This window comes from Clostridium sp. ZS2-4 (genome assembly GCF_026719745.1).
In the GTDB taxonomy this organism is placed as follows: domain Bacteria; phylum Bacillota; class Clostridia; order Clostridiales; family Clostridiaceae; genus Clostridium_H.
In genome coordinates, this window is sequence record NZ_JAPPRQ010000015.1 from 59,682 (window position 1) to 86,334 (window position 26,653).

The following is a 26,653-nucleotide window of genomic DNA, read 5'->3' on the forward strand; positions in this document are numbered from 1 at the left end:
TGATATAAAATTAAACTGTAATAGGTCTAATTTTAATATATTGGTGAATTGATAGAGAATAAGTGTTTATTTGGCTAAAGATGTATCAATATAAAGAAATTGAATGTGAAATGTGATATATATAAAATAAATAATATTATTGGTATGATAAATAGAGAATAGAATCTATTCTGCTAAATATAAGCCAATGTAATTAGTTTTTAATGCATTATATAATTTATAAGCAATTTAAACTGATTACGTTGGCTTTTTATTTATGTATAGCACTTAAAAAGAATTAAGGAAAGTAAGGAGATGAGAGAACTAACATATTTAAAAAGGATGATTTTAAGGTTATAAAAAATGAAAGCATAGATTTAGAAATAGTTTTACACAATAAAATATTAAAAAATTATTCCAAAGATGATTATAATTTAAGGATTTGTGAAAATTACGAACAAAAAATTAGAATACTTTAAAATTATAAATTTACAAAAGAAAAATTAATGATACAAAAGAAGGGAGCGTTTAATATGAAATTTAGATTAAAATTAAAAAGAGGGGATATTTTTAATAGTGTTGGATCTAAAATACTTATACAGATACTCGTACTTATTATTGTAAGTTGCAGTATTATAGGAATAATATCTTATAAAAGTGCATCAAGCGCATTAACAGAAAGTATAAAAAAGCAGCTTGAATCCAGAACAAAATATGCAGCAAAAAATTTATCAAAAGAGGTACAGGATAAATTAGATAGAATGGATATTATTGTAAATTGGGAAGAAATAAAATCTATGAATTTAAATGAACAAAAGTACCAACTAGGAGAAGAAGCTGAAAAGTGGGGATTTAAAAGGTTTCAAATTGCAGATTTGAATGGAAATGTATATAACATGGATGATGATTCTGTCGTAAATATTTCTGATACTGCTTATTACCATAAAATAATTGAAGGAAATAGGTTTATTACAGATGTTGTATCTAGTAAATTTGATAATAGCCCTGTTATAAATTTATGTGTTCCTATTAAGGATGAAGGGGGAAAATTAAAAGGTGCTTTAATGGGAAGTATAGATATAAAATATATAAATGATATGGTAATGGATATGAAATCGGGAGAAGGGGAACTTATATTTATACTTGACAAAAATGGAAATTATATAGCGAATAATGATATAAACTTAGTTTTAAATAAAACTAATGACATAAAAGATTCAGAAAATAATACTGAATTAAAACCATTTGTAGAATTAGAAAAGAAAATGATTGCTGGAGAAAGTGGATTTGGGACATATTCTTATAAAGGAATAGAGAAATTTATGGCATATACACCTATACCTAATACAGAGTGGTTTATAGGTTTAGCCAGTGATAAGACAAGACTATTTAGCAAGGTATATATGCTGGAAAAAGTTCAAATACTTGTAACTGTTATTTTCATTATTTTAGGAATGATAGTAGGAAAATTTATTTCTAAAAATATAAAGGACCCTCTTATTAAAATGAAAGAACATGCTGAGCAAATAGCAGGAGGTAATTTGTCTTATAAGAATAGTATAAAAAGAAAAGATGAATTTGGACAAACAGCTGAAGCTTTGAATAATGCATGTATTGTTTTGAATGAAACTATAAGCAGTGTAAAAGATGAAAGCTATACTATATTAGAAAGTAGTGATGAAATAAAACAAATGTTTGAAAAAGTAAATCAACAAGTTCAGCAGGTAACTGCATTTACAGAAGAAATTTCTGAAAGTATGCAGCAGTCTTCAGCAGGGGTTGAAGAAGCAGCTTCTATGACAGTAGCTATAAAAGAAGATGTAAGCAGTACAGCAGAAAAAGCTAAGGAAGGATTGGATTTAGCTTTAAATATACAGAAAAAAGCAGAAAATATTAATGAAGATGCATCAAGGGCAATGGAACATGTAGAAGGGATATATGAGGATTCTAAAGAAAAATTAGAGAAAGCTATACAAGATGCAAAGGTTGTTGAAAATATATCAGAAATGGCTGATAGTATTCTTGAAATTTCACAAAAAACAAATTTACTAGCTCTTAATGCTGCTATTGAAGCAGCAAGAGCAGGAGAGCAGGGAAGGGGATTCGCAGTTGTAGCAGAAGAAGTCAGAAAATTAGCAGAACAATCTTCACAGGCAGTTGAGGGAATTCAAGTTAATGTAAAAAAAGTATTAAATGCAGTAAATGAACTTTCTAATTCTTCAGAATTTGTATTAAAACTTTTAGAAAAAGATGTACTGAAAGATTATGAAAAACTTATAGATGTTAGCGTTCAATATAAACAGGATGGTACTATTGTTAAGAATATTATAGAAAATTTTGCACAAATATCTGAAAATATAGCAATTTCTATGGATCAGATGGCTAAGGGAATGGAAGATATAGCATCTTCAGTAACAGAAGTAGCAAACGCTTCTGAAGAAATTGCTGAAAATGTAAGTGAGGTTAATGAAAATCATAGTTTAATATTAGATGATGCTAGAAAAAATGTAACAAGTGCAGAACAGCTATCAGAAGTTATTAAAAAATTTAATATCGAATAGTAAATTTAGAAAAGAAACTTCTTAAGAATTTAGAATAAAAATTCTTAAGAAGGTTTTGCTATTTGGGTTATATTATATGGCAGTATTGCTAGAACTCCTAAGATAATGAAAAATTATTCAACTTATGTAAAAAACAATCATTATTTGTAATTCTATGATAAAATATATTTATATACAATATCGGAAAATTAAGGAGAGTTGTGTGGTTTTATGGAAACTATCGAAAAATTGAATTTAATAAAAAATTTTAAGTTAATAACTAATATTTATGATGGAAATTATAAGTGTTGTTGTGGAAAGTCATTAAGCCTTTTAGATTTAGAATATGGTGATGTAGGGGAAAGCTTAAAGTGTAGTTGTGGAGAGCATTATTTATTAGCTAATGATGATGAAATAAAGGTTCTTGAGGAATACAGCTATTCTTATGGAGAAGTCTTCATAATCACTAAAGACGTATTTTTTGTTCAGGTAGATTTAGATAATAAATGTATTATAGATAAGAATATTAAAAGATTTACAGAACAACTATTTTTTGATTTAAGGGTAAATAATGGTAATAAAACCTTGGATTTCTACTATTTTAATTGTACTACAAATAAAATTACTACTAAAAATAAAAGCTTTTTCAATAGCTTTGGTGTAATTCAATTTCAAAGGTTTATAGATAGCTTAAAGGAGATATGTATAAAGCATAATATTAAGCCTAATTATGGTGAGCTATTTCAGGAGTTTTGTAAGTTTGAAAACATGTTTAATTATGAAGAGTTTTTTAGAACGTTATTTACAGAATATTTTGTAGAGCTTTTTGTTAAATCAGGTTTAAGCTATTTAATAAATACAAATCCTGTTTTTAGTAGGGATATTATAAAACGTTCTTTAGATATTAATTGTAGTGCAACTAATATTAGTGAAGCTTTAAGAATACCTAAAAAAGTTATTAAGCTTATAGCTGATAAAAAATATTCTGTATCAAAGATATCTATGATTCAAGATTTTTTGTGTGATAGAAATTTTTCAGAGTTTAAAGTACTTATTATGGATGAGGAGTCTATTTTTATTGTTGAGGATTTAGGTAGACTTAGAAGTTTACTTAATAATGGATATAGTTCAGAAAATCTAATCAGGTATGTAAAAGCTATTTGTAAAGAGGAACGGCTAAGTATAAGTACAGTACTTATGTTTCTAGATGATGCTTTTAGAATGAGCAGGGATTTAGAGGTTGATTTTAGACCGTATAGTAAAAATCTAAAGGCTAGACATGACAGACTGCAGGAACAATATATGATAGTAAAAAAGGACATTGATGCTAAGTGTCTTAAAGAAGTTGCTGAAAGTTTAAAAATAAAGCAGGTTGGTGATACATATTTTGCGAAGGTTTTGGCTACAATAGAGGATTTTAGATATGAAGGAGAAGGACAAAGAAATTGTGTTTTAAGTTATATATCAAGGGTAGCAAAGTCTGAAATTGCAATAATTGCTATAAGAAAGAGAGAGAATTTGGAGAAAACCTTTGTAACAGTGGAATTAAAAAGAGATAGAATAGTACAAGCTAAAGGCTTTGCTAATAGCAGTATAGATTCAGAAACTTCAGCTTACTTAGGTGAATTAGCTTTGAAAAATAATTGGCGTATTGCAAGTAATATATAAATAAAAATTATGTGATTATTGTCAAAAATAATTAAACAGTCATCGCTGTTAAAAGATTGATAGTGAAATATGGAAAGACTTGAGGTTAAAACTCATTCGACATTTATATATGAGCTTTTGAATCCACAAGGAAGTCATAATCAAGAAAAAGTATTTTTAAAGTTATTTGTTGAAAAAGTATTAAAAATTAAAGACGTAGATTATAAAAACATTATAGTTACTTGTTATTTAAGAAAAATAACGTATGGTATATAATATTAGTAAGAACTGTACGGGATAAGAAAAATAAATTAGTTAGATTATAACAAAGAGGTGAAGTTATGTTAAAAGGATTGTTAGACCCTAAAATAGATTTTGTATTTAAAAATATATTTGGTTCAGATAAGCATCCTAAAATATTGATATCCTTTTTAAATGCAACTTTAAAACCAAAGTATCAAATAACCAAAGTTAAAATAAAGAATACAGACTTAGAAAAACATTTTTTGGATGATAAGTTTTCAAGATTAGATGTAAAAGCAGAAACAAGTAATAATGAAATTAAAAATGAATTAGTAAGATTAAGTAATGATGAAGAACAAAGAATGTTATATGAAATGAGAGCAAAAATATTAAAGGATAAAATAAGTGCATTAAATAAAGCAAAGGATGAAGGAAGAGAAGAAGGGCGAAGAAAAGAAAAAAAGGAAATTGCAAGGAAGTTGATAGATATTTTAGATGATGAAACTATTTCAAAAAAGTGGGAATTTCAATAGAAAAAGTAAAAGAATTAAGAAAAAGTATGTAAATTATCTTCGCGTACCTATCAAACAGGAGTGAAATATTAAAGATTAAGAATGTAATAGAAGTATAGATTTTATAGAAGCCACTATGTGAAGTGCACCCCAAATGTTAGACAAATATAACATTTAGAGGTGTACTTTTTTATAACCTTTTATTTAGAAGATATTCTTAATCAAATTTATGTCAAAAATAATCATTATATGAATTTTTATGCTAAAATATAAATGTGTACAGAATAAGGCAATTATGGTAATGATGCAAATAAAGTTAGCTATATTTTAGGTAGTTTATATATATTTATACAGAAAAGTTTATGGGGGAGTTAGTATGAATTTAAACGTGGAACAAAAAAAGCTAATACAAGCGAAACCAACAGGGCACAATCTAATAAAAGGGGTAGCAGGTTCAGGTAAAACTACAGTAGCAGTTCATAGAATTCCTTTTTTATTGAAGCATTATTGTTTTGAAAAAAATGATTCCATACTCATGGTTACATTTAATAAAACATTGATAAATTATATAACTCACTTATATAAAAAGGTAGAAAATACTGAACAAGTTTCTTTTGGTGATTTTTTAACTTCAAAAGAAAATAAGGTAGATATAAAAACCATTGATAAAATAATATATAGCTGTTTTCAAAAATTCAAGAAAGAAACTAATTATCAGTATAATATAACAACGGATAATAAAATAATTGCTCCTACCTTAAAACAAAGTGCCTTTCAATTAAGAAAAAAGTATCCTGAAGAAGATATATTAGATGAAAGAAATTTGCAATTCTTAAAGGATGAAATAGATTGGATTAAGTCATGCAACTACATGGAACTTGAAGAATATCAGAATATAGATAGAATAGGTAGAACTAATCAATTAAATCCACAGGGACCTCAAAAGCTAAGAAAAAACTCAGATAAGAGAAGAATAATATTTGAACTAATGCAGCTTTATAGTGAGAAGCTAAAAAAACAAGGATATATTGATTTTAAGGACATGTCTTTATTAGCACTTGATTATGCAAAAAATCATTCAATTAATAAATATACTCATATATTAATAGATGAAAGTCAGGACTTAACAAGAGTACAAATAGAAGTCTTAAAAGCTATGTACCAACAAAAGGAATATTCAAGTATAGCTTTCATTGCAGATACAGCTCAAAATATATATCCTCACAGTTGGCTAGTAAAGGGAAGAAGCTTTGCCAGCATGGGATTTGATATGAAAGGGAAAAGTAATATTTTAGCTAAGAATTATAGAACAACTACACAAGTAGCTGAATGTGCTTACAGTTTAATCGAAAAAGATCCTAATATAGTAGAAGATGAAAATTATGTAAAAGCTTCATTAATAGATAGACAGGGAAGTTATCCAGTATATAGATTTTTCAGTACCCAAGGAGAAGAAGCGGCATATGTAATAAGAGAAATAAAAGAAAACTTATTAGAAAAATATGCTTTGAAAGATATAACTATAATTGCAAAAAATAAAATAATATTAGATTACATGAGTTCAAAATTGGAGGAAGCAAACCTTAATTGTGTAAAAATAAACAAGATGGATGGAGATTTTGATACAGATTCTATAAAGTTTGTAACACTGCATTCAATAAAAGGATTAGAATTCAAAGTAGTGTTTATTGTTGGGTTAAATGAAGGGGTTATACCTTATTTATCTTACAAGGATGAAGCAGAAAAAGAATATCAAGAGTCAATTGAAAGAAAGCTTTTATATGTAGGGATGACAAGAGCTAATGAATTATTATATATGACAAGCAGTAAAGCGCCTTCAAAGTTTATAAAAGATATAAATGGTAAATTTCTAAAAATAAAAGCAAAGAGTGAAATGCACATATGTAAAAACATTCATATAGATAGTTATATATTTAAAGAAAAAGTAGCTGATATATACTCAAAGGAAGAAAAAATAAGACAGTGGATTTTAAAGCAGCTTATCGAAACATATAAATATCCTTTAAGTTTGATAGATATAGAATACAGAATAAACAGTTTCTCAAAAACTGGATTTGTAGATGCAGTAGTTAATATTTATAAAAATAATACTAAAGTTCCGTATATTTTTGTAGAAACAAAAGCCTTTAATCAAGGAACTAATGATGCTTTAGAACAGCTGAAAAGTTATATGAGCAACTCAAAGGACTGCCAATATGGAATAGCAACTGATGGTAGTGAAATTAAAATTATAAATAAGGATTTTGAAGAAATAGATGACATTCCAATGTTTGATACAACTATGCTGCCAATAAGTTTAAAAGAATATGAATATGTTGATTTGAAACATAATAGAAAAATAAAAATAATTAAGGATTCATCACTGCCAAAGGACTTAACGATAAAGGATGAAAATGACAGCATAAATTATAGTGAAGCTGACTTGAGAGCAGTAGCTGTATATGGAAATATAGCAGCAGGCTATCCAATTTATATGAATGAAGAAATAGAAGGAAAATTAAGTTTACCACAGGAATGGTTCAATTCTTCAGAGGAGTATTTTGTGTTAAAGGTAAAAGGTGACAGTATGATAGATACAGGCATAAATAATGGAGATTATGTATTGATAAAAGCCCAAAATACAGCTGAAAATAGAGATATAGTAGCCGCAGCAGATGGAGAAAGTGCTACATTAAAAAGATTTACCCAAATGGGAGACACTGTGATTCTTATGCCAGAAAATAAAAACTATGAGCCTATAATGCTGAAAAGTGATGAAGTAAGAATAATGGGAATTGCTGTGGGGGTTATGAAGGAAAGTCAATAATATTGATAAATTTACTTTGAGAAAAGTAGAGGGAGTTTTAAAGAATGCAAAGAGTAGGAGAGAACTTATGGGATTGCTAAATAAAGTATTAAATTTTATTAATAATAGCAGTAATCAAAGCTTAAATGAGATTAAATTAGAAAAAGCTAAATTCGCAAAAGATTTTTCAATGGATAACAAGCAGCTAAAAGATTTAGAGCTATTATCATCGAAATTGAAAGAAGGAGAAAAAAAGGAAAAAGTAAGTAGAGATATATACTATCATAAACAAGGATTGTATGGTGAGAATAAGGTATATTTTGAATTGAAGAATAGCTTTTTACCTGTGCTATGTCTGCATGACATACGACTTCAATATGAAGATTATGTTGCACAATTAGATTTTGTTGTAATATCCAGCAGATATATTTGTGTATTAAAGTCTAAAAAGTTAAATGGAAATATAAAAATTGATTCAAATGGAGATTTTATAAGAAGGTTTAATGATGGCAATGAGAAGGGAATGTATAGTCCAATTTCTCAAAATAGAAGACATATAAACATATTAAAATATGTATTATCAAAAGAACTAAATATAGATATACCTTTTGAATCCTTAGTTGTACTTGCAAATGAAAGAACTGTAGTTGATCAAAGCCAAGCACCAGAAGAAATTAAAAAGTGTATAGTTAAACATGATGGAGTTATATCAAAACTTGAAAAACTTCAAAAAGAAAATCAGGTGATTTTAACTTTAGAAAATATGAATAATATTGCTGAATTGCTAATTAAATTAAACAAACCAAAAGCATACAATAATTTAGCAAAATTCTTTATAACAGAAAAGGACTTTATAAATTCTACAGATATAAATCAATTTGAAGTAAATAGTAGTGAAAATATTTTAGAAGAAGATGAAAATAAGCTATTTGAAAAATTGAGACTATATAGAAATAAAAAAGGGAGAGAAGAAGGATACAAACCTATAAGTTATCATTGTGTTTTTCCAAATTCAGTAATAGAACAAATTATTGAGAATATGCCAGACACAATAGAAGAACTTTATGATATAAAAGGTCTAGGGAAAGTTAAGATTGGGAAATATGGAGAAGATATTATTAACATAATAAAAGGCAAATCAAAACAAGACTATTCTAAAAATAAAATAGATTTGGTAGAAAAAACAGTTAGTGAGATTGCAGCAGTTAAGGTTAAGGATGCATCAAAGACTAGAGAACAGCTAATAGAGAATTTAAAGAAATATAGATTGGAAAAATCCAGGGAGTTAAACATAAAAGCCTATTTCATATTTAACAATGCAGAAATGGAAGACTTGTTAGATAAAATGCCTAAAAATAAATTAGAATTGCTTAAAGTAAGAGGATTTGGAGAAAAGAAAGTGGAAGAGTATGGGGATGAAATAATGGAAATTTTGAAATTATATAATTATATGAGGAGAGATTAAAATGAACTTTAAGATAATCAATGTAATAGTTAATGTAATAGTTTTTATACTTATAGCAGCATGCTTAAAGAAATTTAATGAGTATATTAAAGAGAAACCAGAAGAAGAAACAAATATTCCAAATATAGTTGCTACATTAGGAGTATTAGGTACATTTGTAGGTATTTCTTTAGGATTATTAGCTTTTAACCCAAGTAATATAGAAGCAAGTATACCAAATCTGCTTGAGGGAATGAAAACAGCTTTTATAACATCTGTTGTTGGAATGACAGCATCTATTGTTATGAAGTATAAGCAAGAAAAAAAGAATTTATCAAAGCAAGAAGAAACTATCAATTATGAAGATGATACAGAAGTAGTAAAAGCTATGATTGGTGAACTAAAAACGTTAAATTCTACATTAATAACGAATCAGCAACAAATGGTAGATAGATTTAAAATAATGGATGAAAATTCCAATAGGAAACAAGAAGAACTTCTAAAAGAACTTAAATTATTTAACAGTGATGTAAATAGAAAACAAGAGGAATTGATTAAAGAGTTTAAATCTTTTGCTGAAACTATAGCAGAGCAAAACTCAAAATCTTTAATAGAAGCTTTAAATGATGTTATTAAAGATTTTAATAATAAAATTACAGAACAATTTGGTGAAAATTTCAAACAATTAAATGAAGCTGTAGGAGCATTATTAATATGGCAGGAAAATTATAAAAATCATATTGAAGCTTCAGAGAAACAATTGGAAAAAACAATTGAATCAATAACTAAAACAGAAGAATCTACAACAGCTATTGCGGATAAAGCAAATGTATTAATTAGTATAAGTGAAAAATTAGAACCAACATTAATAGGAATAGATAATAATCAAAAGAACATACAGACTAATATGGAAGCATTAGCTGAAATTGCTAGTGATGCTAAAGAAGCTATCCCTTCAATTAATGCTTATTTAGATACAATGTTTAATAAAATACAAAGTAATTTTAATAATAGTACAAGCGTTATTGAAGGTTATACAGAAAATTATCTTGGAAATTTCAATGAAGTTGTAGAAGGACTAAGAACTATTGTTCCAGATATTAATACTAGTATGGTAGAAACCTCTAAGAGCTTCAAGTCAATTCTAACAACATTTAAAGAAGAAATTAGCAAGACATTGGATTTTAATATGAAATCTATGCAGGCACAGGTTCAAACATTGGAAAATGCAACTAACAGTATAACAGGAAATCTAGATAATGCTTTTTCTAATATGAGTAGTAATATAGAAGAGGTTAATGCAGATATGTCTGAACAAATAAAAAGTATGATAGAGAATTCGGAAGAAAGATTTAAGAGTAAAGTTGATCAATTACATAAAACTTTAGAAATCGAACTTAACAATTCGTTAAAAACGTTAGGTACACAATTAGTACAAATATCTAATAGATTTGCTCAGGACTATATACCACTTGCGGATAAGTTGAAACAAGTAGTTAATATAGCAGAAGGAGTTAATTAAATATGCAGTTACTAAAAAATAAAAAAAGAAATACAAAAGAAGATAATGTTTGGTCTTCGATTTCAGATTTAATGTCTGGATTAATGATAATATTTTTGTTTATTTCAATAGCTTTTATGTCAAAAGTTAGTAAAGAAAATATCAAAATAAGAAAAGAACAGGAAGCTATAAAAAAAGTTGTTGATACCTATGAAGGCATTAGAGTTAATATTTATGAAGATTTAAACAAAGAGTTTAAAAATGACTTAAAAAACTGGAAAATAGTAATAGATCCTAAAGATTTATCTGTTAGATTCCAAGAACCTGAGGTGTTTTTTAATAAAGGGGAAATTGAAGTAAAACCACAATTCAAAAAGATACTAGATGATTTTTTTCCTAGATATATAAAAATTATTTATGGAAAATACAAAGGCAATATAGAAGAAATAAGAATTGAAGGATATACATCAAGTGAATGGAATGAAGATTCTATGGAATTAAATTCATATTTTAATAATATGAGTCTTTCTCAAGATAGAACAAGAAATGTATTACAATATGTTATGAATTTAAATGATTCAAAACAATACCATAGTTGGTTAATTGAACATTTAACAGCTAATGGGATGTCTTATAGTCATAGATATTATGATGAAAAGGGTAATGAAAATAAAAAGAAATCAAGAAGAGTTGAATTTAAAATAAGAACTAATGCAGACTATATAATTTCTCAAATTATTAAAGAATATGAAGATAAAAAGTAGGTGCAGGGTATGAAGCTAATAGATTTTAATGAATTTGATCTTTTTCAAGGAATAAAAAGTAAAATGGGTATAACTAAAAATTGTGATATAAGTTATGACAGCAGCACTAAATTTGATGAAATAGAATTTGAAAAGACCCCTGAATGGATAGAAATAGTAAGGGGTAGAGGTAAAGATATTTCTTTAGATGAATTAACAATAAGTAAAGATAAAACACTAGAGTATAAAGGTAAAAAAATGATTTTATATATACGTGATCAGTACTCTTATAACTATGAATATAAATATCACGTAGCCTGGTGTGAAAAATTACAGGAAATGAATGTAAATAAAAGGTTAAATAGATATGTTGTTAGTAGAAGAACAGATGGTACATTTATAGCAAATATTTTAGATAAGGCAACTCATGAGCCAATAGAAGAAAATATAGAACGAAAATTGGGAGTATGCAGATATTGCTTAGGAGAACTTAATTATAAAGAATATAAAAGTTCTAGACAAATAGAAAGAAATAAAATATATGAAGCATTTAATATTAAAGAATTTTTAAATCAATATGATACCAAGTTCAAACAAATTCCTAAGTATACAGATATAACATCTCCATTAAATGAATATTCGGATAACTGGAGTGAAATTGCTAGAGAATATAAAAAATATAAAAATTGGACATGCGAAGAATGTGGAGAGGTGTTTTTTAATAACCCTCAAATGTTAGATGTTCATCACATAGATGGTTCAAAGTATAATAATAGTTATTCGAATTTAAGAGCTTTGTGTAAAGAATGTCATGCAAATCAACCTTATCATGAGCATTATAAGGAATTATTAAATCTTTAAGAGTATGAAGATGTAGATAATGAGTGTTATCTATATATCCAACCTAAACTTAAAAATCTTGAGCCAGATTTTATATTAATTGATTCTTTAAAGGGAGTTTGTCTTATAGAGGTTAAAGATTGGTCTATTGGTTATCTGTCAGATGTTAATAGAATAAATGTAACTACAACTGATAGAAAAACTTTTAAAAATCCTATTTTTAAAACAAATCAATATTTTAACTGATGTTTCTAAATTTAAAAGTAATAAAAATAAGCAGGAAGTGATGAGCTTTCTGCTTATTTATCATAATAATTTTTAAACTTGTTTTTCAGAATAATCAATAAAAACTTCTTAGGAAAATCCAAGGTTTTTTGCATCTACTTATATTGTAAATTTTTACACTGCTTCGAATTGCATATTATAAAGTTTAGCGTATACTCCATCTTTCAACAAAAGTTCATCATGGGTTCCAGTTTCTTTTATTCCTTCTTGTGTCAGTACAACTATTTCATCTGCATTTTTTATGGTGCTTAATCTATGGGCTATAACTATAGTTGTTCTATTTTGAGATAATCTCTCTAAAGATTTTTGTATATATCTTTCACTTTCATTATCCAGAGCAGATGTTGCTTCATCCAATATAAGAATTGGTGGATTTTTAAGAAATACCCTTGCAATAGATATTCTTTGCTTTTGTCCTCCTGAGAGTTTAACTCCTCTCTCTCCTACATAAGTATCATATCCATTTTCAAGTTCCATTATAAATTCATGAGCATTAGCTTTCTTAGCTGCCTTTATAATATCTTCTTCTGAAGCATTTGAATCTCCATAAGCTATGTTATCCCTTATTGTACCGCCAAAAATGTATACATCTTGTTGAACTATTCCAATATTTCTTCTTAATGATTTCAACTTAATATCCTTAATATCTATTCCATCAATAGTAACCATTCCTTCATATATTTCATAAAACCTAGGAATAATATTACAAAATGTAGTTTTTCCACTACCTGATGGACCAACTACAGCTACTGTTTTTCCACATTCTACATTCATGTTTATATTATTAAGTATAGAATTTTTATTATCATAACTAAAGGATACATTTTTAAATTCTATTTTTCCTTTAACATCTTTTATTTCTACTGCTCCTTTTTTATCTTTTATATCAGGATCTGTATTCATTATTTCCAAAAACCTCTCAAAGCCTGATATTCCCTTTTGATATTGCTCTGTGAAATTCACCAATTTTTCTATAGGGTTTAAAAATATATTTATATACAATATATAAACAACCAAATCAGAAACATTTATAGCTCCCGTACTTATAAAAATTCCACCAAATACTACTACAGAAAGATATAACATCCCTTGAAAAAATCCATTCATGCTGAAAAAACGCCCCATCAAATAATAGCTTTTTTCCTTAGTATCTAAAAATTCCTTATTTCCCTCATTAAATTTAATCCTCTCTACATTTTCATTTGTAAAGGATTTTACAACTCTTATTCCTGATAAGCTATCTTGAATTTGTGCATTAACATTTGCAATTTTAGCTCTATTTTCCTTAAATATATATCGCATTCTTTTGTTATAAAAATAAGAAAAATATATCATAACTAATGTTATTGCAAATAATATTAGCGTTATTTTAACGTTAATATTTAAAAGTAGTATAAAAGAACCTACAATCTTAAGAATAGAAATAAATACATCCTCAGGACCGTGGTGAGCAAGCTCCGATATATCAAATAAATCTGTGACTACTCTAGACATCAACTTCCCTGTAGTATTATTATCATAATAAGAAAAAGATAGTTTTTGAAGATGAGAAAATATATCCTCTCTCATATCTGCCTCCATCTTTGCTCCCATTATGTGCCCCCATGAAGTTATGTAATATTGGGAAAAGAATCTTATAACATACATGAAAAGCATAAAAATTCCTATTATAATTGCATATTTAAGTATCACATTAGTATCTTTTAAATATATATCATTCAATAAATACTTAACTATTATTGGAAATGATAAATCTATGACTGATAATATAAGAGCACAGAACATATCCATAAAGAACATCTTTTTATAAGGCTTATAATAGCTTATAAATTTTTCAAGTGTATTCATCTTTCGTTTCCCCCCATTTTAAATAATAAATTCCATTATAACTTAAAATGATAAAAAATAATAGGCTGTATTTATAATATATCAGCAAGTTCTTCAAGGTTTTTATCCTAATGAAATTCTAAAACCTCTTCGCCAAGTTTTTATTGAATATAATAATTTTTAGTCTTGAGATATGGAAATTAAATAAATTAGTTATGATATAATAAAGATAAATAATGATAAATTAATTTCAAAAAGTTGGTGATTGTATTGAGCATAATGGAAGATAAAAATGTAATATTAGATAAATTAGCTTCAGATGAATTTATTAAATTTATTAGTAAATTTAATATTTTTAGCGTGGTAATTTTGGGAAGTATTTGTAATGAAGAATTTAATGAATTATCTGATGTGGATATAGCTTTGTTAGGAAAAAATAAAATCCCATTGGATAATATTTTGGATATAGAGCTATTTTTAGAAAGATTTTTGGAAAGGCAAATAGATGTAGTAGATTTAAGGAGCCATACTTTAGATTTGTTTATCAAAATAAATATTTTAAATAATGGAGATGTTATATATTCTACAGATAATAATAAATTATTTGAGAGATTCTGTTATGAAACTGATAGAATCTATAGAGAAAATGAAAATTTTATGTATTTTAGAAGAGCTGATGTATTGTCATGAAGATTGATGAGAAATAGAATTTCTCATAGATATAAAGAGCCAAGTCATGAAGAGCTACTTGAACATATTATTAAATATAGAGATAGAATTGATGTAATAATTGGAATTGCAAAAGGTTATTTAAATTACGTTAAATAATTAGGAGTTAGAATTAAACTTTTTAAGAAAAATAACGTATGGTATATAATATTAGTAACAACTGTACGGGATAAGAAAAATAAATTAGTTAGATTATAAGAAAGAGGTGAAGTTATGTTAAAAGGACTGTTAGACCCTAAAATAGATTTTGTATTTAAAAATATATTTGGTTCAGATAAGCATCCTAAAATATTGATATCCTTTTTAAATGCAACTTTAAAACCAAAGTATCAAATAACCAAAGTTAAAATAAAGAATACAGACTTAGAAAAGCATTTTCTAGATGATAAATTTTCAAGATTAGATGTAAAAGCAGAAACAAGTAATAATGAAATAATAAATATAGAAATACAATTAAAAAATGAGTATAACATGATAAAAAGAAGTCTTTACTATTGGAGCAAACTATATGAAGAACAGTTAGGAGAAGGTGAAGACTATTCAAGTTTAAAAAGAACGGTCTGCATAAACATTCTTAACTTCAAATACCTTAAAAATGATAGATTCCATAATGGTTACAGATTAAAAGAAGTGGAAACGAATGAGGAACTAAGTGATGTATTAGAAATACACTTTATAGAGATACCAAAGCTTAAAGATAATAGTGATGATAAAGACATGCTGGTGGCATGGACGGAATTTTTGAAAAATCCAGAGAGTGAAAAAGTAAGAAGTTTAGAAATGAATATAGAAGAAATAAAAGAAGCTAAAAATGAATTAGTAAGATTAAGTAATGATGATGAGCAAAGAATGCTCTATGAAATGAGAGCAAAAATATTAAAGGATAAAATAAGTGCATTAAATAAAGCTAAGAATGAAGGAAGAGAGGAAGGCTTAAAAGAAGGACTAAAAGAAGGACTAAAAGAAGGACTAAAAGAAGGACTAATTAAAACGGCAAAAAATTTATTAGATATGGGTATGGATGTAGAGATTGTATCAAATGCTACAGGATTAAGTGTAGAAGAAATTAGAAATTTAAAGAATTAAGGAATATGATATAGCATGTAAAGAAAGATAAGTATATTACTAGTTGTTGAAAAGGCAACAGTTACCTAAAATAATTTGAATAACGGAGATAAAGAAAATGAAAAAGAATGAACACTTATTAAAAGTAACTGAAGTAAAGAATATACTTAAAGAACAAAGTAGAGAAGAATTAATAAAATGGATTGATTTAGAAGATATTGATGTTGATGAAGTTAGAGGTGAACATTATGGAAAAAAGTTTTAATACTGCAGGAACCTGTAATTTTAATAAACATTATATGGTAGATATAAGTAGTAAACTAGATATTATAGAGAAGATGGTGGACAGAGGGGATTATTTTGTTATAAATAGACCAAGACAATATGGAAAGACTACAATAATATCGGGACTGTCTAAAAGACTTAATAATAAATACTTAATTATTAGAACTAGCTTTGAAGGTACTGCCAATTATATGTTTGAAGACGAAGAAAAGTTGGGAAAAGAGTTAATTAAAAAATTTTCTAAAGCTTTAAGGTTTACTAATATTGAAAAATCAAAGGAATTAGAAAATGCGGGGGCATCAATAAAAAGTTTGGAAGATTTATCAGATGTTATTACTAACTTTATTATTGGTTGTGATAAAAAGGTTATTTTATTAATAGATGAAGTAGATAAGGCTAGTAATAATGAATTGTTTTTAAGCTTTCTAGGATTACTTAGAGATAAGTTCTTATTAGCTGTAGATGGATTAGACTATACTTTCCATAGTGTAATATTAGTTGGTGTTCACGATATTAAGAACCTAAAATTAAAGTTTAGAAAAGATGAAGAAATTAAACTAAACAGTCCATGGAATATAGCTGTTAACTTTAATTTGGATATGAGTTTTAATCCAAAAGAAATAGAGAGTATGCTAATTGAATATAGTAATTTTAATAAATTAAAAATGAGTACAGAGGAATTATCAGAAAAACTATATTACTATACAAATGGATATCCATTTTTGGTAAGCAGACTTTGTCAAATAATTGATGAAAATCTTTTAGGAGCAGATAAAATACCGTGGATAATAGAAGATATAGATAGAGCAGTGAAAATATTATTAAGAGAAAATAATACATTATTTGATGATTTAATTAAAAACTTAGAAAATAATAAGGCTTTATACAGTTTGGTTAGTGATATAGTTCTTAATGGAAATGTGATAAGTTTTAATATATCAAATCCAGTAGTTAATATTGGATATATATATGGGATTTTCAAAGATGAAGAATATAGAGTAAAGCTAAATAATAGGATTTATGAGCAGTTTATATATGATTATTTAATATCAAAATTAGAAGTAAAATCTGATAAAATGTCTATATACAATTATAAAAATAATTTTGTTACAGCAGATAATAAATTGGACTTTCAAAAAATACTAATTAAATTTCAGCAATTTATGAAAGAGCAATATAGCAGTATAGATAGTGATTTTATAGAACGTGAAGGGAGATTACTATTCTTAGCATTTATCAAACCTATAGTAAATGGAGTAGGATTTGACTTTAAAGAAGTTCAAATATCTGAAGAGAAAAGATTAGATGTGGTGGTAACCTATAATCAAAGTAAATATGTGATTGAACTAAAAATCTGGCGTGGGTTAGAATATCACAAAAAAGGTTTAAATCAATTGGATGATTATCTGGATATTCAGGGGCTAGATAAAGGGTATTTAGTGGTATACAATTTTAATAAAAACAAGGAATATAAACAAGAAAACATAAAGTTAAATGAAAAAGAAATATTTATAGTATATGTATAATGGTAAAACTTCTTAAGAATTTCAGAATAAAAATTCTTAAGAAGTTTTTTATCTTGGTGAATTCAGCAACTTCTTCATCAAGCTTTAAGGGGGAATTCTTAAATTCCTAAAGGTAATTTGTTATTTAAGAAAAATAACGTATGATATATAATATTAGTAAGAAAAATACGGGATAAGAAAAATAAATTAGTTAGATTATAAAGAAGAGGTGAATAGTATATGTTTTCTAAGATAGATGATAAAAAAAGATTGTTAGTTTCTAAGCGACCATTAGACAAACAAGCTTTAAATAATTTGAAAAAATATTTTGAGGTAGAGTTAACATATAACTCTAATGCTATAGAAGGAAATACTTTAACTATAACAGAAACAAAAGTTATATTAGAAGATGGACTCACTATTGGAAAAGGGAAGAGCCTTAGAGAGCACTTAGAGGTTATAAATCATAAGGAAGCAATAGAATATGTGGATGATGTAATAACTAAAAACATTGATATATCAGAAAGAGTGATTAAAGATCTACATCATATTATATTAAAGAGCATAGATAATAAAAATGCAGGAGAATATAGAAAATCTAATGTACTTATAAGTGGTAGTGAACATAGACCGCCAGAGCATTTTTTAGTAGAAGAAAGAATGAGAGAATTAGTTAGATGGTATAAAGAGAATAAAGATAAGGAACATCCCATTAAACTAGCAGCAGAGTTTCATTTTAAGTTTGTATATATACATCCATTTATTGATGGGAATGGCAGAACAGCAAGACTACTTATGAATTTAATCTTGATGAGAAATGGATACCCTGTAACTGTTATAAAAAATGAAAATAGAGAAGAATATATGAAAGCTTTAGAAAAAGCTAGTATATTAAATGATATTGAGGATTTTATTAATATTGTTGCAGAGGCAGTTGAAAAGAGTTTAGATACTTATTTATATATTATTGGATGAAAAATAAAAGTTGGTTAACATGAATAATGGAGATATAGATGAAAGTTTTTATAACAGTATTGAAAGCATGTATCAGTCAGTAGTAAATGCTATTAATAAACATAACAATTCAGAAATTTTCAATATTCTTGGAAATAGGCTAAAAGCTGTTGTGGATGATACTAGTGGAATAGGATGGGGATTTCATGATGAACTTAGCATAATGTATTCTGAAATAAAATGGATTGATTTAGAAGATATTCTATAGAACTTATAGAATTCATTTTATGGCAAAGATATTGTTATGAAATGGAGAATGATTATTGGCAGTATGATGCAGGGAAATGCAGCGAATGTGGCAGCAGTAAATTGTATATTAAGGAAGTGCCAAATGAAGATTTTGCAGACAAAGTTATCTGTAAAATGTGTGGTACTGAATTTATAAGAGAATAAATAATGAGATGATAAAACTTCTTAAGAATTTTAGAATAAAAATTCTTAAGAAGTTTTTGCTATTCATATACTTTTTCCAATACAATATTTTTATCGAAGCCGCCTCTGGCTTCTTTTTTTTCGATTCTTTTATTTAAAAGAGCTTCCTCGGAAAATCCAAGGTTTTTTGCAAGGGCAAAAATTACTTCCATAATATCAGCAAGCTCTTCAAGATTTTTATCTTGGTGAAATTCAGCAACTTCTTCATCAAGCTTCATATCAAGCAGCTTTAAAGCTTCATTGGAATCAGCAATGTGCATATCAAATTCCTTACCTGCATTTTCTATTATTTCAGGAATTCTGTCACGTACTAGTTTGTTGTAGATTTTCATAGGTAAACACTCCTTAGATTTACTATATTAAAATTCTAGACTTTATAGATATAAATGTCAAAGAATTTAAGAAGCTTTATGGGAAAATTCGTAAATTCTAAACTTCTTAAAAAAGGATATTTAAAAGAATAAATATTTATAGAATTTGTGTGAAAAATAATCATTATTTGTAATCTTATGCTAAAATATATTTGTATACAATATGTGAAAATTATGGATGGGATATATAAAATTAAAAGGGGTTTAAGGGGAGTAAAAAAACTTGAATACAATAGATGAAAGAAATATTATAACTTCTGATTTAATACATAAAAATATAGTTACAGGACTTCCAAGTAGTGAAAGGGTAGAAGCAAGAAAATTAGAGCAGCTTCTTAGCTATGAAAATTTGGTAGCCAGTTATAAGATATATTGGTTTCTTGGAATATATAAAGAAATATTAGAAGGAAATAAAGAAATAACTTTTAAAAGAATAGTATGCAGAATGATAGCAAATGCATGGTATCCACTGCTGCAATATCATTTAAGCTTTGGATTTTTTGATAATCTTAATGATGTTGTTTTATATGCCAGCCGAAGATATGATTTTGACAGTACTGTAAAGGAAAAAGAAATAATAGACAGGGTAGAAAATGATGAGGATAAGGAATTAAATACGAAGATAAAAAATTTCTATAAGATGGTTCCTTATAGATTAATAGCTCCATTTTTTACAACAGAATTACATGGCCTAAAAGATTCAAAAAAGAATAGACTTATAGAGGATTTATCCAATGAAAGAGATGGTGTTCTGTATAAAATAGTAAATGAAAATGGAGAACGCAGAGTAATAATAAATGATGAATGGTTTAACTATATAGTGAATAATCAAGCAATAATTAAAGGATGGATAAGCTATAAGCTAATATATTTTCTTCAAAAGAAAAATCCTAATGTACCAGCAATACCATTGAAGATAGAGCCGCCGTATACAAGGGATTTAGGTAATGCAAAAAAACTTTGGAATCAGATAATAAAAGAAAATATAGGGATGAAAGATATATATACAAAACAAGAATTTACCACTGAAAATATTAATAAATACGGAGTAATAAGCATAGATCATTTTATTCCATGGAGCTTTGTTCTTCATGATGAGATGTGGAATCTTGTACCTACATTTAAGAATATAAACAGTAGTAAAAGTAATAATTTGGTTCCTATGGATAAATATTTTGATGGTTTCTGTGATATGCAGTACATAGCTTTTAATACGCTTATAACTTTAAGAAGAAATAAGATTTTGGAAGAGTATTTGAATACTTGCAAAACTTTGAATATATCTTCTTTGATAGGTAAGGGTGAAAGTATAGGAAGAGAAGCATTTTATAAATCATTAAGAAATTCCATATATCCTTTGTATCAGATTGCATATAATCAGGGGTATGAGGTTAGGGATGTGGGGAGTATTATAGAAATTAATTAGAAAAATAAGTGAGGTTAAAATAGGAGAGATACAAATGATTGAATTAATTATATTAGTTATTGTTGCATTTATTCTTAGCTTGCCTAAAGTTAAGGGGATTTTAGGGGAAACATCTGTAAGAATGTTATTATCAAGACTTGATGCAGAAAATTATAAAGTTCTAAATGACATATTATTAAGAAGAAAGAGTGGAAGTACTACACAGATAGATCATATTGTTGTATCAAGATATGGAATCTTTGTAATTGAAACTAAGAATTATAGTGGATGGATATTTGGTAAAGAAAGAGATAAGTACTGGACTCAAACTCTTAATAAGAGAACAAAAAATAAATTTTTCAATCCAATTTTGCAGAATAAGGGACATATAAATGCATTAAAAGAGATACTGGAATATGATATACCTTTTTATTCTATTGTAGTTTTTAGTAGTAAATCTACATTGAAAAATAAAATAAATGGCGTTATATATACGACACAACTTATTAGAGCAATTAAAAAATATGATAAGATAGTGGTTTCTAAGGAAGATGTTAATAGAATTTGCAGTGAAATAATGAGACAAAATATAGAGGATAAAGTGGTGAAGAAAGAGCATGTTAGAAGTGTGAGAAGGAAGATGGGGTAATATGTTACGTAGTTATATGAGTTTATGATAAGAGTAGAGATTAGTAGAGTTTATAGTTATTTAGAATGTTTTACCGGGAACCGTATCATAAATAAATGAGGTTTTTACTAAATTTGGATTAAAGAAAGTGAATATTTTTATAAAAATGAAATCTTCGATATATGTCGGAGATTTTATTTATTGGTTGATAAAATAGGTACAAGTAGATAGTTTACATTAGAACTAATGTTCGATATAATTTACTTATTACGCAACTTATATCTTATAACTGAATTTTCCGTTTGAAATGCGATATTGTTATTCAATTTAAGTTATGTTAAAATAGGATAATTGAAAGGAGCGGTACAATGTCAAAAGGCGGAAAAAGGCAGAATTCAGGACGTAAAAAAATAGGTGTTATAATAAATACAAGAATTGAGGATTATATATTGCAAGAAATTGATAATAGATTTGAAGGTTGTAGTAGAGCAGAAAAAATAAGAAACTGTTTAAAGAAGGGATTGGAAAGTACAAATGGAAAGAATAAATTATAGACGTAGGCATTTGAGAACCGTAAGTTTATTTTCAGGGGCAGGGGGATTAGATTTGGGCTTTCTGAATGCTGGATTTGATATTATGTGGGCTAATGATGTAGATAGATATGCTGTTGAAGCTTATAGACATAATATATCAGAGCATATAGTTTTAGGTGATATTAATCAATTATTGGATGAAATACCACAACACGATGTATTAATTGGAGGATTTCCATGTCAGCCTTTTAGTATGATGGGGCAACAACTAGGATTTGATGATGAAAGAGGAACATTATTTTTTACTATAGAACAAATAGTAAGAAGACATAGACCTAAAGTAATAGTATTAGAAAATGTTAAAAACTTAGAAACTCATAATGCGGGAGAAACATTTGCTAGGATGCAAACAATTCTTAGAAATGAGCTATTAGATAACAATGGATTTGGATATGAAGTGTTTTATCAAGTACTAAATAGTTCAGATTTTGGTATTCCTCAAACAAGACGTAGAGTTTTTGTTATTGCATTTGACCGAGGATATTTTAGAGAAAATAATATTAATTTTGAGTTTCCAGCACCAATGGAATTACAACAAAATTTAAGAGATATTCTAGATGAAAATGTAGATAAGAAGTATTTTTTAACCGAAAGAATACTACCAACAATCTTATCACATGGTACTGGAAATTATTATTCAAGGTCTGAAATAGATTTACAGATTGCAAGACCTCTATGTGCAACAATGCATAAAATGCATAGAGCTTCTCAAGATAACTATGTTACAGATATAGAAAATAGAAATAGGTTTGAAGATTCAGAAGAGCGTAGAATATCAAGCGTAAGAAGATTAACACCTAATGAGTGTAGGAAGTTACAAGGATTTCCAAGTGATTGGGAAATAAATGTTTCTGATACTCAAGCATATCGACAATTTGGAAATGCAGTTACAGTAGATGTGGCATATAATGTTGCAATGCAGATTGTAAGAGCTTTAAATATTACACTAGAGATAGAGGAGTAATTTATGAGAGAATTAAAAAAAGAATTATTTAGTATGTTTAATAATTTTAGAACTGGTATGACTTTAGCAGAAAAGAAAAAAATAAAATCAACTTTAAAAGATTTTTTAGATTGCATTTGTGAATTACATAATATTGATAAAGATATAATAATGAAAAATATTGAAGTTAGTAAAAGAACTAGTGATTTTCTTATACAGTTGGGTGCAATAGATAATGTTGATGAAATTAATGATTTAAAAGCTTTATTAAGTAAAGATTATAAAAACTTTATATCTATAATAAATACATATTTAAGTTTAGAAATAGAAATAGGAATAGATGATACGTTAAAAAAATTTATGGATTATTATAGAAAAGAAGAGGTTAGAAAGTGTTTAGATGATAATCAAAAACCTACACTTGTAGACTTTTTCTGTGGAGCAGGTGGTATGAGTTTAGGTTTTGTTCAAAATGATTTTAAGGTATTATTAGCTAATGATATAGAATCAGTTTGTACGGAAACGTATTCCTTTAATCATTTAGAAATGCCTAAGGATAGAATAATTACTGGGGATATTAAAGAAATAGTAGAGAATGTAAATGAATATATTTCAGAATCTGTTGATGTTATAATAGGGGGACCACCATGTCAAGGATTTTCAATGGCTAATAGGCAGAGAATAATAGATGACCCAAGAAATGTACTGTATAAATATTATGTGAAAGGTGTAGAAAAGTTAAAACCTAAGTTTTTTGTTATGGAAAATGTTAAAGGAATGTTGAGTGTAGCAGAACAGGTTAAAGAAGATTTTCATAATTTAGAGAGTGAAGATTATGATGTTGCATATCATTTGTTTAATGCAAAAGATTTTTCGGTTCCTCAGAATAGAGAAAGACTTATTTATGTTGGAGTAAGAGCAGATATAGGTAAAAAAATAAATAAAACAGCTAAGGATATTATTGAGGAAATAGAAAATAATACTCAAAACACAAAAAATTATGTTTTAGAAAATGCAATTGGAGATTTGAGAGAATTACAAGCATTAACAATAAAAAATGCAACTGAATTAGACACTGAAGAAGCTGGTAGAAAGATAGAAGCAAATAGAAGCTCTACTAATACTGAATATGTTGATTTAATAAATCAACATAGAGTTAATAAATTAGTTTTTAATCATAAAGCTAGATTTAATAACGAAAGAGACATTGAAATATTTGGAAGGATGTTACCGGGAGATAAATCTGATAGTGAAAGAATAGCTGATATTATGCCTTATAAAAGTAGAAACGATATTTTTAAAGACAAATATTATAAGCTAAAGCCTAATGAAATTTGTAAAACAATAACGGCACATATGAAATTTGATTGTAATATGTATATTCATCCATATCAAGCAAGAGGGTTAACACCAAGAGAAGCTGCAAGAGTTCAATCATATCCAGATAACTATGTTTTCTTGGGGTCTTATACTAAAACATATATGCAAATAGGGAATAGTGTTCCTCCATTAATGTCTAGAATAATAGCGAAAATTGTAAAGAAATACTTATAGTTAAGACTATATTGTATTACAGAAACACCTGTCTTCCTGTCAATCCTGTTATTAGAAAAAACAGGATTGACAGGAAAAACAGGAAATGATATTCTATTAATAGGGTAAAACTTATTAATTAAGGAGTGGTTATATGAATATTATTTCCGAAATTGTAAACTTGACAGGTAATTATTTAAAGGGTATAGGGGTTGACAGCTCAGTTGTGGATGCTGAATTACAAGATGTTACACAAGCATTGGTTCTAAATCTACCTAAAGTTTGTATACTAAAAGAAAATAGGAACGGTAAGGGTGGAAATCAAACACATATACATGTAACTGGAGCTGGGATGAAATTCTTCTTTAAAGGGGACTTGCTAGAAAGTAATCCGGTACAATTTGCTAATGATATTAAAGAAGATGTAATTCTATTCTCAAAGAACCTAATTGATTTAAAAAGAATTGCAAATACAAAGCATGGAGTCGTAAGAAATTTCAATATTGATACTGAGAGTGAACTTATAAAATCATTTACTTATAAAAAGGTTGGCAGAATTGATACACCACCAATTCAAGTACAAGTCAGTAAAAAAAATTTAGATGATAGTAATTTTTTGAATTTAAGAAAATGTTTGTTCATAAATGATTTTCTTATTTTTCTTAAAACAGAAGACGGGGGAAAAACAATTGTTATTGGGATGTCAAATTCTGATTTCAAACCTCAAGGTTTTACAAGAAAAACTGTATATCAAGAAGTTGAAGAGTCAAATGTTAGTGAGTTTTTAGTAAAAGAAACAGAGGGTGAGAATACCTATCATGAAACTAATTTAAGAGAAGTTGATTTTAATAATATTGCAAAGTTTAATGTAAGTGATGAAGAGGATACATCAGGAAATACTAAATTTGATTTATCAACTGGAATTGCAACGAGAAAAAAGAGAACGGAAAGACATCAAGATATTGTAAAATTAATTGCTTTGGATTTAGAAAGAAAGGGGTACAAGCTGTTTGAATATCCTGTAGATTGTTTAGCAGTTAAGGAAAACGATAAAGCTTTATTGTTTGAAATAAAGACATTAGATGGAAGTATGCCAGATGAGAAGAAACAAGTACAAAAAGCTTTTTCGCAGTTATTTTACTATGAAGAGTTTTTTGTAAAAGAAAAAATAAACAATGATATACAAAAGGTAGTAGTATTTGAAGGTACAATCAGTGAAAAACACATTTCCTTTTTTGAGAAAAATGAAATAAAGGTGTTTTGGATAGGTGATAATAAACTTATTATGGACAAGCATGGAGTTGTAGAGCTCTAATCTATTACTGATTGGTGTTATATAAATATTAATGACAAGGCATTTGAATAATAAAATATACTGTATCAATAAATTAAATAAATATATATTATTATAATGAGAACCCATATCCAATTTATATTTGATATGGGTTTTCTTAATTTTAAAGGGGTGATACAGGTGTTGATGGTAGCTAATTGTAACAAGGAAAAGAGAAGAGCGAAAATAATAGAATTTCTTCAATGGAATGATAGAAATGGTTCTTATACCGATGAAAATTGTGATTTAGAAGAAATTCCAAGAATGACGTATGAGGATGCAATAAAGCAACCTCAGTCGCAAGTTTCTTCGGAAAGTCCCCCGGGGAATGTAAACAAAGTGTGAACACAATTTGTTTATGATAAAATTTACCATAAACACCAAGGGGTGATATGATTGTATTTTGTTTTTGCATATGGTATTTTATTTATTAGTAATGACAAAAGAAGG

At 27.2% G+C, this 26,653-nt stretch carries 26 protein-coding genes; 24 read left to right on the plus strand and 2 right to left on the minus strand.

What is annotated here, in order from left to right:
* The first annotated feature begins 512 nt into the window (after window positions 1-512).
* The 9 genes from OIO11_RS02875 (at window position 513) to OIO11_RS02915 (ending at window position 12,276) form a co-directional block, all read left to right on the plus strand.
* Window positions 513-2,540: a methyl-accepting chemotaxis protein gene (locus OIO11_RS02875; protein WP_268069849.1), complete on the plus strand. Its 2,028-nt coding sequence runs from the start codon at window positions 513-515 to the stop codon at window positions 2,538-2,540.
* 210 nt (window positions 2,541-2,750) lie between these two features.
* Window positions 2,751-4,187 carry a PcfJ domain-containing protein gene (locus tag OIO11_RS02880; protein ID WP_268069850.1) on the plus strand — a complete coding sequence of 479 codons (1,437 nt, stop codon included), beginning with the start codon at window positions 2,751-2,753 and terminating at the stop codon, window positions 4,185-4,187.
* 69 nt (window positions 4,188-4,256) lie between these two features.
* Window positions 4,257-4,442 (plus strand): PD-(D/E)XK nuclease family protein, encoded by a 186-nt coding sequence (locus OIO11_RS02885; protein WP_268069851.1) that lies wholly within the window; start codon window positions 4,257-4,259, stop codon window positions 4,440-4,442.
* Window positions 4,443-4,507: 65 nt separating this feature from the next.
* On the plus strand, window positions 4,508-4,942 hold the full coding sequence (locus tag OIO11_RS02890; RefSeq protein ID WP_268069852.1) for a PD-(D/E)XK nuclease family transposase: 435 nt from the start codon (window positions 4,508-4,510) through the stop codon (window positions 4,940-4,942).
* A 355-nt stretch (window positions 4,943-5,297) separates the two neighbouring features.
* A complete protein-coding gene (gene lexA / locus OIO11_RS02895; RefSeq protein WP_268069853.1) occupies window positions 5,298-7,748 on the plus strand; it encodes a transcriptional repressor LexA in 2,451 nt (816 codons plus the stop codon).
* Between the two features lie 16 nt (window positions 7,749-7,764).
* Window positions 7,765-9,192, plus strand: a complete 1,428-nt coding sequence (locus OIO11_RS02900) for an HRDC domain-containing protein (protein ID WP_268069854.1) — start codon at window positions 7,765-7,767, stop codon at window positions 9,190-9,192.
* Window position 9,193: 1 nt separating this feature from the next.
* Window positions 9,194-10,693 carry a hypothetical protein gene (locus OIO11_RS02905; protein ID WP_268069855.1) on the plus strand — a complete coding sequence of 500 codons (1,500 nt, stop codon included), beginning with the start codon at window positions 9,194-9,196 and terminating at the stop codon, window positions 10,691-10,693.
* 2 nt (window positions 10,694-10,695) lie between these two features.
* Window positions 10,696-11,436: an OmpA family protein gene (locus OIO11_RS02910; RefSeq protein ID WP_268069856.1), complete on the plus strand. Its 741-nt coding sequence runs from the start codon at window positions 10,696-10,698 to the stop codon at window positions 11,434-11,436.
* Between the two features lie 9 nt (window positions 11,437-11,445).
* Window positions 11,446-12,276: an HNH endonuclease gene (locus tag OIO11_RS02915; protein ID WP_268069857.1), complete on the plus strand. Its 831-nt coding sequence runs from the start codon at window positions 11,446-11,448 to the stop codon at window positions 12,274-12,276.
* A gap of 378 nt (window positions 12,277-12,654) precedes the next feature.
* Here the strand turns inward: OIO11_RS02915 and OIO11_RS02920 are convergent, their stop codons facing one another.
* The gene (locus OIO11_RS02920; protein WP_268069859.1) at window positions 12,655-14,388 is read right to left on the minus strand and encodes an ABC transporter ATP-binding protein; all 1,734 of its coding nucleotides are present in this window, start codon (window positions 14,386-14,388) and stop codon (window positions 12,655-12,657) included.
* 258 nt (window positions 14,389-14,646) lie between these two features.
* Between OIO11_RS02920 and OIO11_RS02925 the strand changes: the two genes are divergently transcribed.
* The 8 genes from OIO11_RS02925 to OIO11_RS02960 all read left to right on the plus strand — a co-directional run bounded on the left by OIO11_RS02925 (window position 14,647) and on the right by OIO11_RS02960 (window position 19,358).
* The gene (locus tag OIO11_RS02925; protein WP_268069861.1) at window positions 14,647-15,057 is read left to right on the plus strand and encodes a nucleotidyltransferase domain-containing protein; all 411 of its coding nucleotides are present in this window, start codon (window positions 14,647-14,649) and stop codon (window positions 15,055-15,057) included.
* Between the two features lie 6 nt (window positions 15,058-15,063).
* Entirely contained in the window at window positions 15,064-15,195 is a 132-nt protein-coding gene (locus OIO11_RS02930) for a hypothetical protein (protein WP_268069863.1), read from the plus strand.
* Between the two features lie 114 nt (window positions 15,196-15,309).
* Window positions 15,310-16,182, plus strand: coding sequence for an Rpn family recombination-promoting nuclease/putative transposase (locus OIO11_RS02935; RefSeq protein ID WP_268069864.1), 873 nt, complete (start codon window positions 15,310-15,312; stop codon window positions 16,180-16,182).
* 97 nt (window positions 16,183-16,279) lie between these two features.
* The gene (locus OIO11_RS02940; RefSeq protein ID WP_268069865.1) at window positions 16,280-16,426 is read left to right on the plus strand and encodes a hypothetical protein; all 147 of its coding nucleotides are present in this window, start codon (window positions 16,280-16,282) and stop codon (window positions 16,424-16,426) included.
* A complete protein-coding gene (locus tag OIO11_RS02945) occupies window positions 16,410-17,972 on the plus strand; it encodes an AAA family ATPase (RefSeq protein ID WP_268069866.1) in 1,563 nt (520 codons plus the stop codon). Before OIO11_RS02940 ends, OIO11_RS02945 begins: the two co-directional genes overlap by 17 nt.
* A 219-nt stretch (window positions 17,973-18,191) precedes the next feature.
* Window positions 18,192-18,926: a Fic family protein gene (locus OIO11_RS02950; RefSeq protein WP_268069867.1), complete on the plus strand. Its 735-nt coding sequence runs from the start codon at window positions 18,192-18,194 to the stop codon at window positions 18,924-18,926.
* A gap of 19 nt (window positions 18,927-18,945) precedes the next feature.
* Window positions 18,946-19,173 carry a hypothetical protein gene (locus OIO11_RS02955; protein WP_268069869.1) on the plus strand — a complete coding sequence of 76 codons (228 nt, stop codon included), beginning with the start codon at window positions 18,946-18,948 and terminating at the stop codon, window positions 19,171-19,173.
* Window positions 19,174-19,214: 41 nt separating this feature from the next.
* Entirely contained in the window at window positions 19,215-19,358 is a 144-nt protein-coding gene (locus OIO11_RS02960; protein ID WP_268069871.1) for a hypothetical protein, read from the plus strand.
* Window positions 19,359-19,417: 59 nt separating this feature from the next.
* Here the strand turns inward: OIO11_RS02960 and OIO11_RS02965 are convergent, their stop codons facing one another.
* The gene (locus OIO11_RS02965; protein WP_268069872.1) at window positions 19,418-19,729 is read right to left on the minus strand and encodes a nucleoside triphosphate pyrophosphohydrolase; all 312 of its coding nucleotides are present in this window, start codon (window positions 19,727-19,729) and stop codon (window positions 19,418-19,420) included.
* Between the two features lie 262 nt (window positions 19,730-19,991).
* Between OIO11_RS02965 and OIO11_RS02970 the strand changes: the two genes are divergently transcribed.
* From OIO11_RS02970 to OIO11_RS03000, 7 genes are all read left to right on the plus strand, one after another.
* Entirely contained in the window at window positions 19,992-21,194 is a 1,203-nt protein-coding gene (locus OIO11_RS02970; RefSeq protein WP_268069873.1) for an HNH endonuclease domain-containing protein, read from the plus strand.
* A 34-nt stretch (window positions 21,195-21,228) separates the two neighbouring features.
* Entirely contained in the window at window positions 21,229-21,822 is a 594-nt protein-coding gene (locus OIO11_RS02975) for a nuclease-related domain-containing protein (protein WP_268069874.1), read from the plus strand.
* Between the two features lie 347 nt (window positions 21,823-22,169).
* Entirely contained in the window at window positions 22,170-22,355 is a 186-nt protein-coding gene (locus OIO11_RS02980) for a hypothetical protein (RefSeq protein ID WP_268069875.1), read from the plus strand.
* Window positions 22,336-23,358 carry a DNA cytosine methyltransferase gene (locus OIO11_RS02985; RefSeq protein WP_268069876.1) on the plus strand — a complete coding sequence of 341 codons (1,023 nt, stop codon included), beginning with the start codon at window positions 22,336-22,338 and terminating at the stop codon, window positions 23,356-23,358. The genes OIO11_RS02980 and OIO11_RS02985 overlap by 20 nt, the downstream gene beginning before the upstream one ends.
* Window positions 23,359-23,361: 3 nt before the next feature.
* Window positions 23,362-24,891: a DNA cytosine methyltransferase gene (locus tag OIO11_RS02990; protein WP_268069877.1), complete on the plus strand. Its 1,530-nt coding sequence runs from the start codon at window positions 23,362-23,364 to the stop codon at window positions 24,889-24,891.
* 133 nt (window positions 24,892-25,024) lie between these two features.
* Complete coding sequence (locus OIO11_RS02995; RefSeq protein WP_268069878.1) at window positions 25,025-26,185, plus strand: hypothetical protein; 1,161 nt, start codon at window positions 25,025-25,027, stop codon at window positions 26,183-26,185.
* A 159-nt stretch (window positions 26,186-26,344) separates the two neighbouring features.
* Window positions 26,345-26,548, plus strand: coding sequence for a hypothetical protein (locus OIO11_RS03000; RefSeq protein ID WP_268069983.1), 204 nt, complete (start codon window positions 26,345-26,347; stop codon window positions 26,546-26,548).
* Window positions 26,549-26,653 lie beyond the last annotated feature (105 nt).

Excerpts from the sequence above, each read along its gene's own strand:
- OIO11_RS02875 (WP_268069849.1), top strand. The coding sequence starts at position 513 with ATGAAATTTAGATTAAAATTAAAAAGAGGGGATATTTTTAATAGTGTT.
- OIO11_RS02880 (WP_268069850.1), top strand. The coding sequence starts at position 2,751 with ATGGAAACTATCGAAAAATTGAATTTAATAAAAAATTTTAAGTTAATA.
- OIO11_RS02885 (WP_268069851.1), top strand. The coding sequence starts at position 4,257 with ATGGAAAGACTTGAGGTTAAAACTCATTCGACATTTATATATGAGCTT.
- OIO11_RS02890 (WP_268069852.1), top strand. The coding sequence starts at position 4,508 with ATGTTAAAAGGATTGTTAGACCCTAAAATAGATTTTGTATTTAAAAAT.
- lexA (WP_268069853.1), top strand. The coding sequence starts at position 5,298 with ATGAATTTAAACGTGGAACAAAAAAAGCTAATACAAGCGAAACCAACA.
- OIO11_RS02905 (WP_268069855.1), top strand. The coding sequence starts at position 9,194 with ATGAACTTTAAGATAATCAATGTAATAGTTAATGTAATAGTTTTTATA.
- OIO11_RS02910 (WP_268069856.1), top strand. The coding sequence starts at position 10,696 with ATGCAGTTACTAAAAAATAAAAAAAGAAATACAAAAGAAGATAATGTT.
- OIO11_RS02915 (WP_268069857.1), top strand. The coding sequence starts at position 11,446 with ATGAAGCTAATAGATTTTAATGAATTTGATCTTTTTCAAGGAATAAAA.
- OIO11_RS02920 (WP_268069859.1), bottom strand. The coding sequence starts at position 14,388 with ATGAATACACTTGAAAAATTTATAAGCTATTATAAGCCTTATAAAAAG.
- OIO11_RS02925 (WP_268069861.1), top strand. The coding sequence starts at position 14,647 with ATGGAAGATAAAAATGTAATATTAGATAAATTAGCTTCAGATGAATTT.
- OIO11_RS02930 (WP_268069863.1), top strand. The coding sequence starts at position 15,064 with ATGAGAAATAGAATTTCTCATAGATATAAAGAGCCAAGTCATGAAGAG.
- OIO11_RS02935 (WP_268069864.1), top strand. The coding sequence starts at position 15,310 with ATGTTAAAAGGACTGTTAGACCCTAAAATAGATTTTGTATTTAAAAAT.
- OIO11_RS02940 (WP_268069865.1), top strand. The coding sequence starts at position 16,280 with ATGAAAAAGAATGAACACTTATTAAAAGTAACTGAAGTAAAGAATATA.
- OIO11_RS02945 (WP_268069866.1), top strand. The coding sequence starts at position 16,410 with ATGGAAAAAAGTTTTAATACTGCAGGAACCTGTAATTTTAATAAACAT.
- OIO11_RS02950 (WP_268069867.1), top strand. The coding sequence starts at position 18,192 with ATGTTTTCTAAGATAGATGATAAAAAAAGATTGTTAGTTTCTAAGCGA.
- OIO11_RS02955 (WP_268069869.1), top strand. The coding sequence starts at position 18,946 with ATGAATAATGGAGATATAGATGAAAGTTTTTATAACAGTATTGAAAGC.
- OIO11_RS02960 (WP_268069871.1), top strand. The coding sequence starts at position 19,215 with ATGGAGAATGATTATTGGCAGTATGATGCAGGGAAATGCAGCGAATGT.
- OIO11_RS02965 (WP_268069872.1), bottom strand. The coding sequence starts at position 19,729 with ATGAAAATCTACAACAAACTAGTACGTGACAGAATTCCTGAAATAATA.
- OIO11_RS02975 (WP_268069874.1), top strand. The coding sequence starts at position 21,229 with ATGATTGAATTAATTATATTAGTTATTGTTGCATTTATTCTTAGCTTG.
- OIO11_RS02980 (WP_268069875.1), top strand. The coding sequence starts at position 22,170 with ATGTCAAAAGGCGGAAAAAGGCAGAATTCAGGACGTAAAAAAATAGGT.
- OIO11_RS02985 (WP_268069876.1), top strand. The coding sequence starts at position 22,336 with ATGGAAAGAATAAATTATAGACGTAGGCATTTGAGAACCGTAAGTTTA.
- OIO11_RS02990 (WP_268069877.1), top strand. The coding sequence starts at position 23,362 with ATGAGAGAATTAAAAAAAGAATTATTTAGTATGTTTAATAATTTTAGA.
- OIO11_RS02995 (WP_268069878.1), top strand. The coding sequence starts at position 25,025 with ATGAATATTATTTCCGAAATTGTAAACTTGACAGGTAATTATTTAAAG.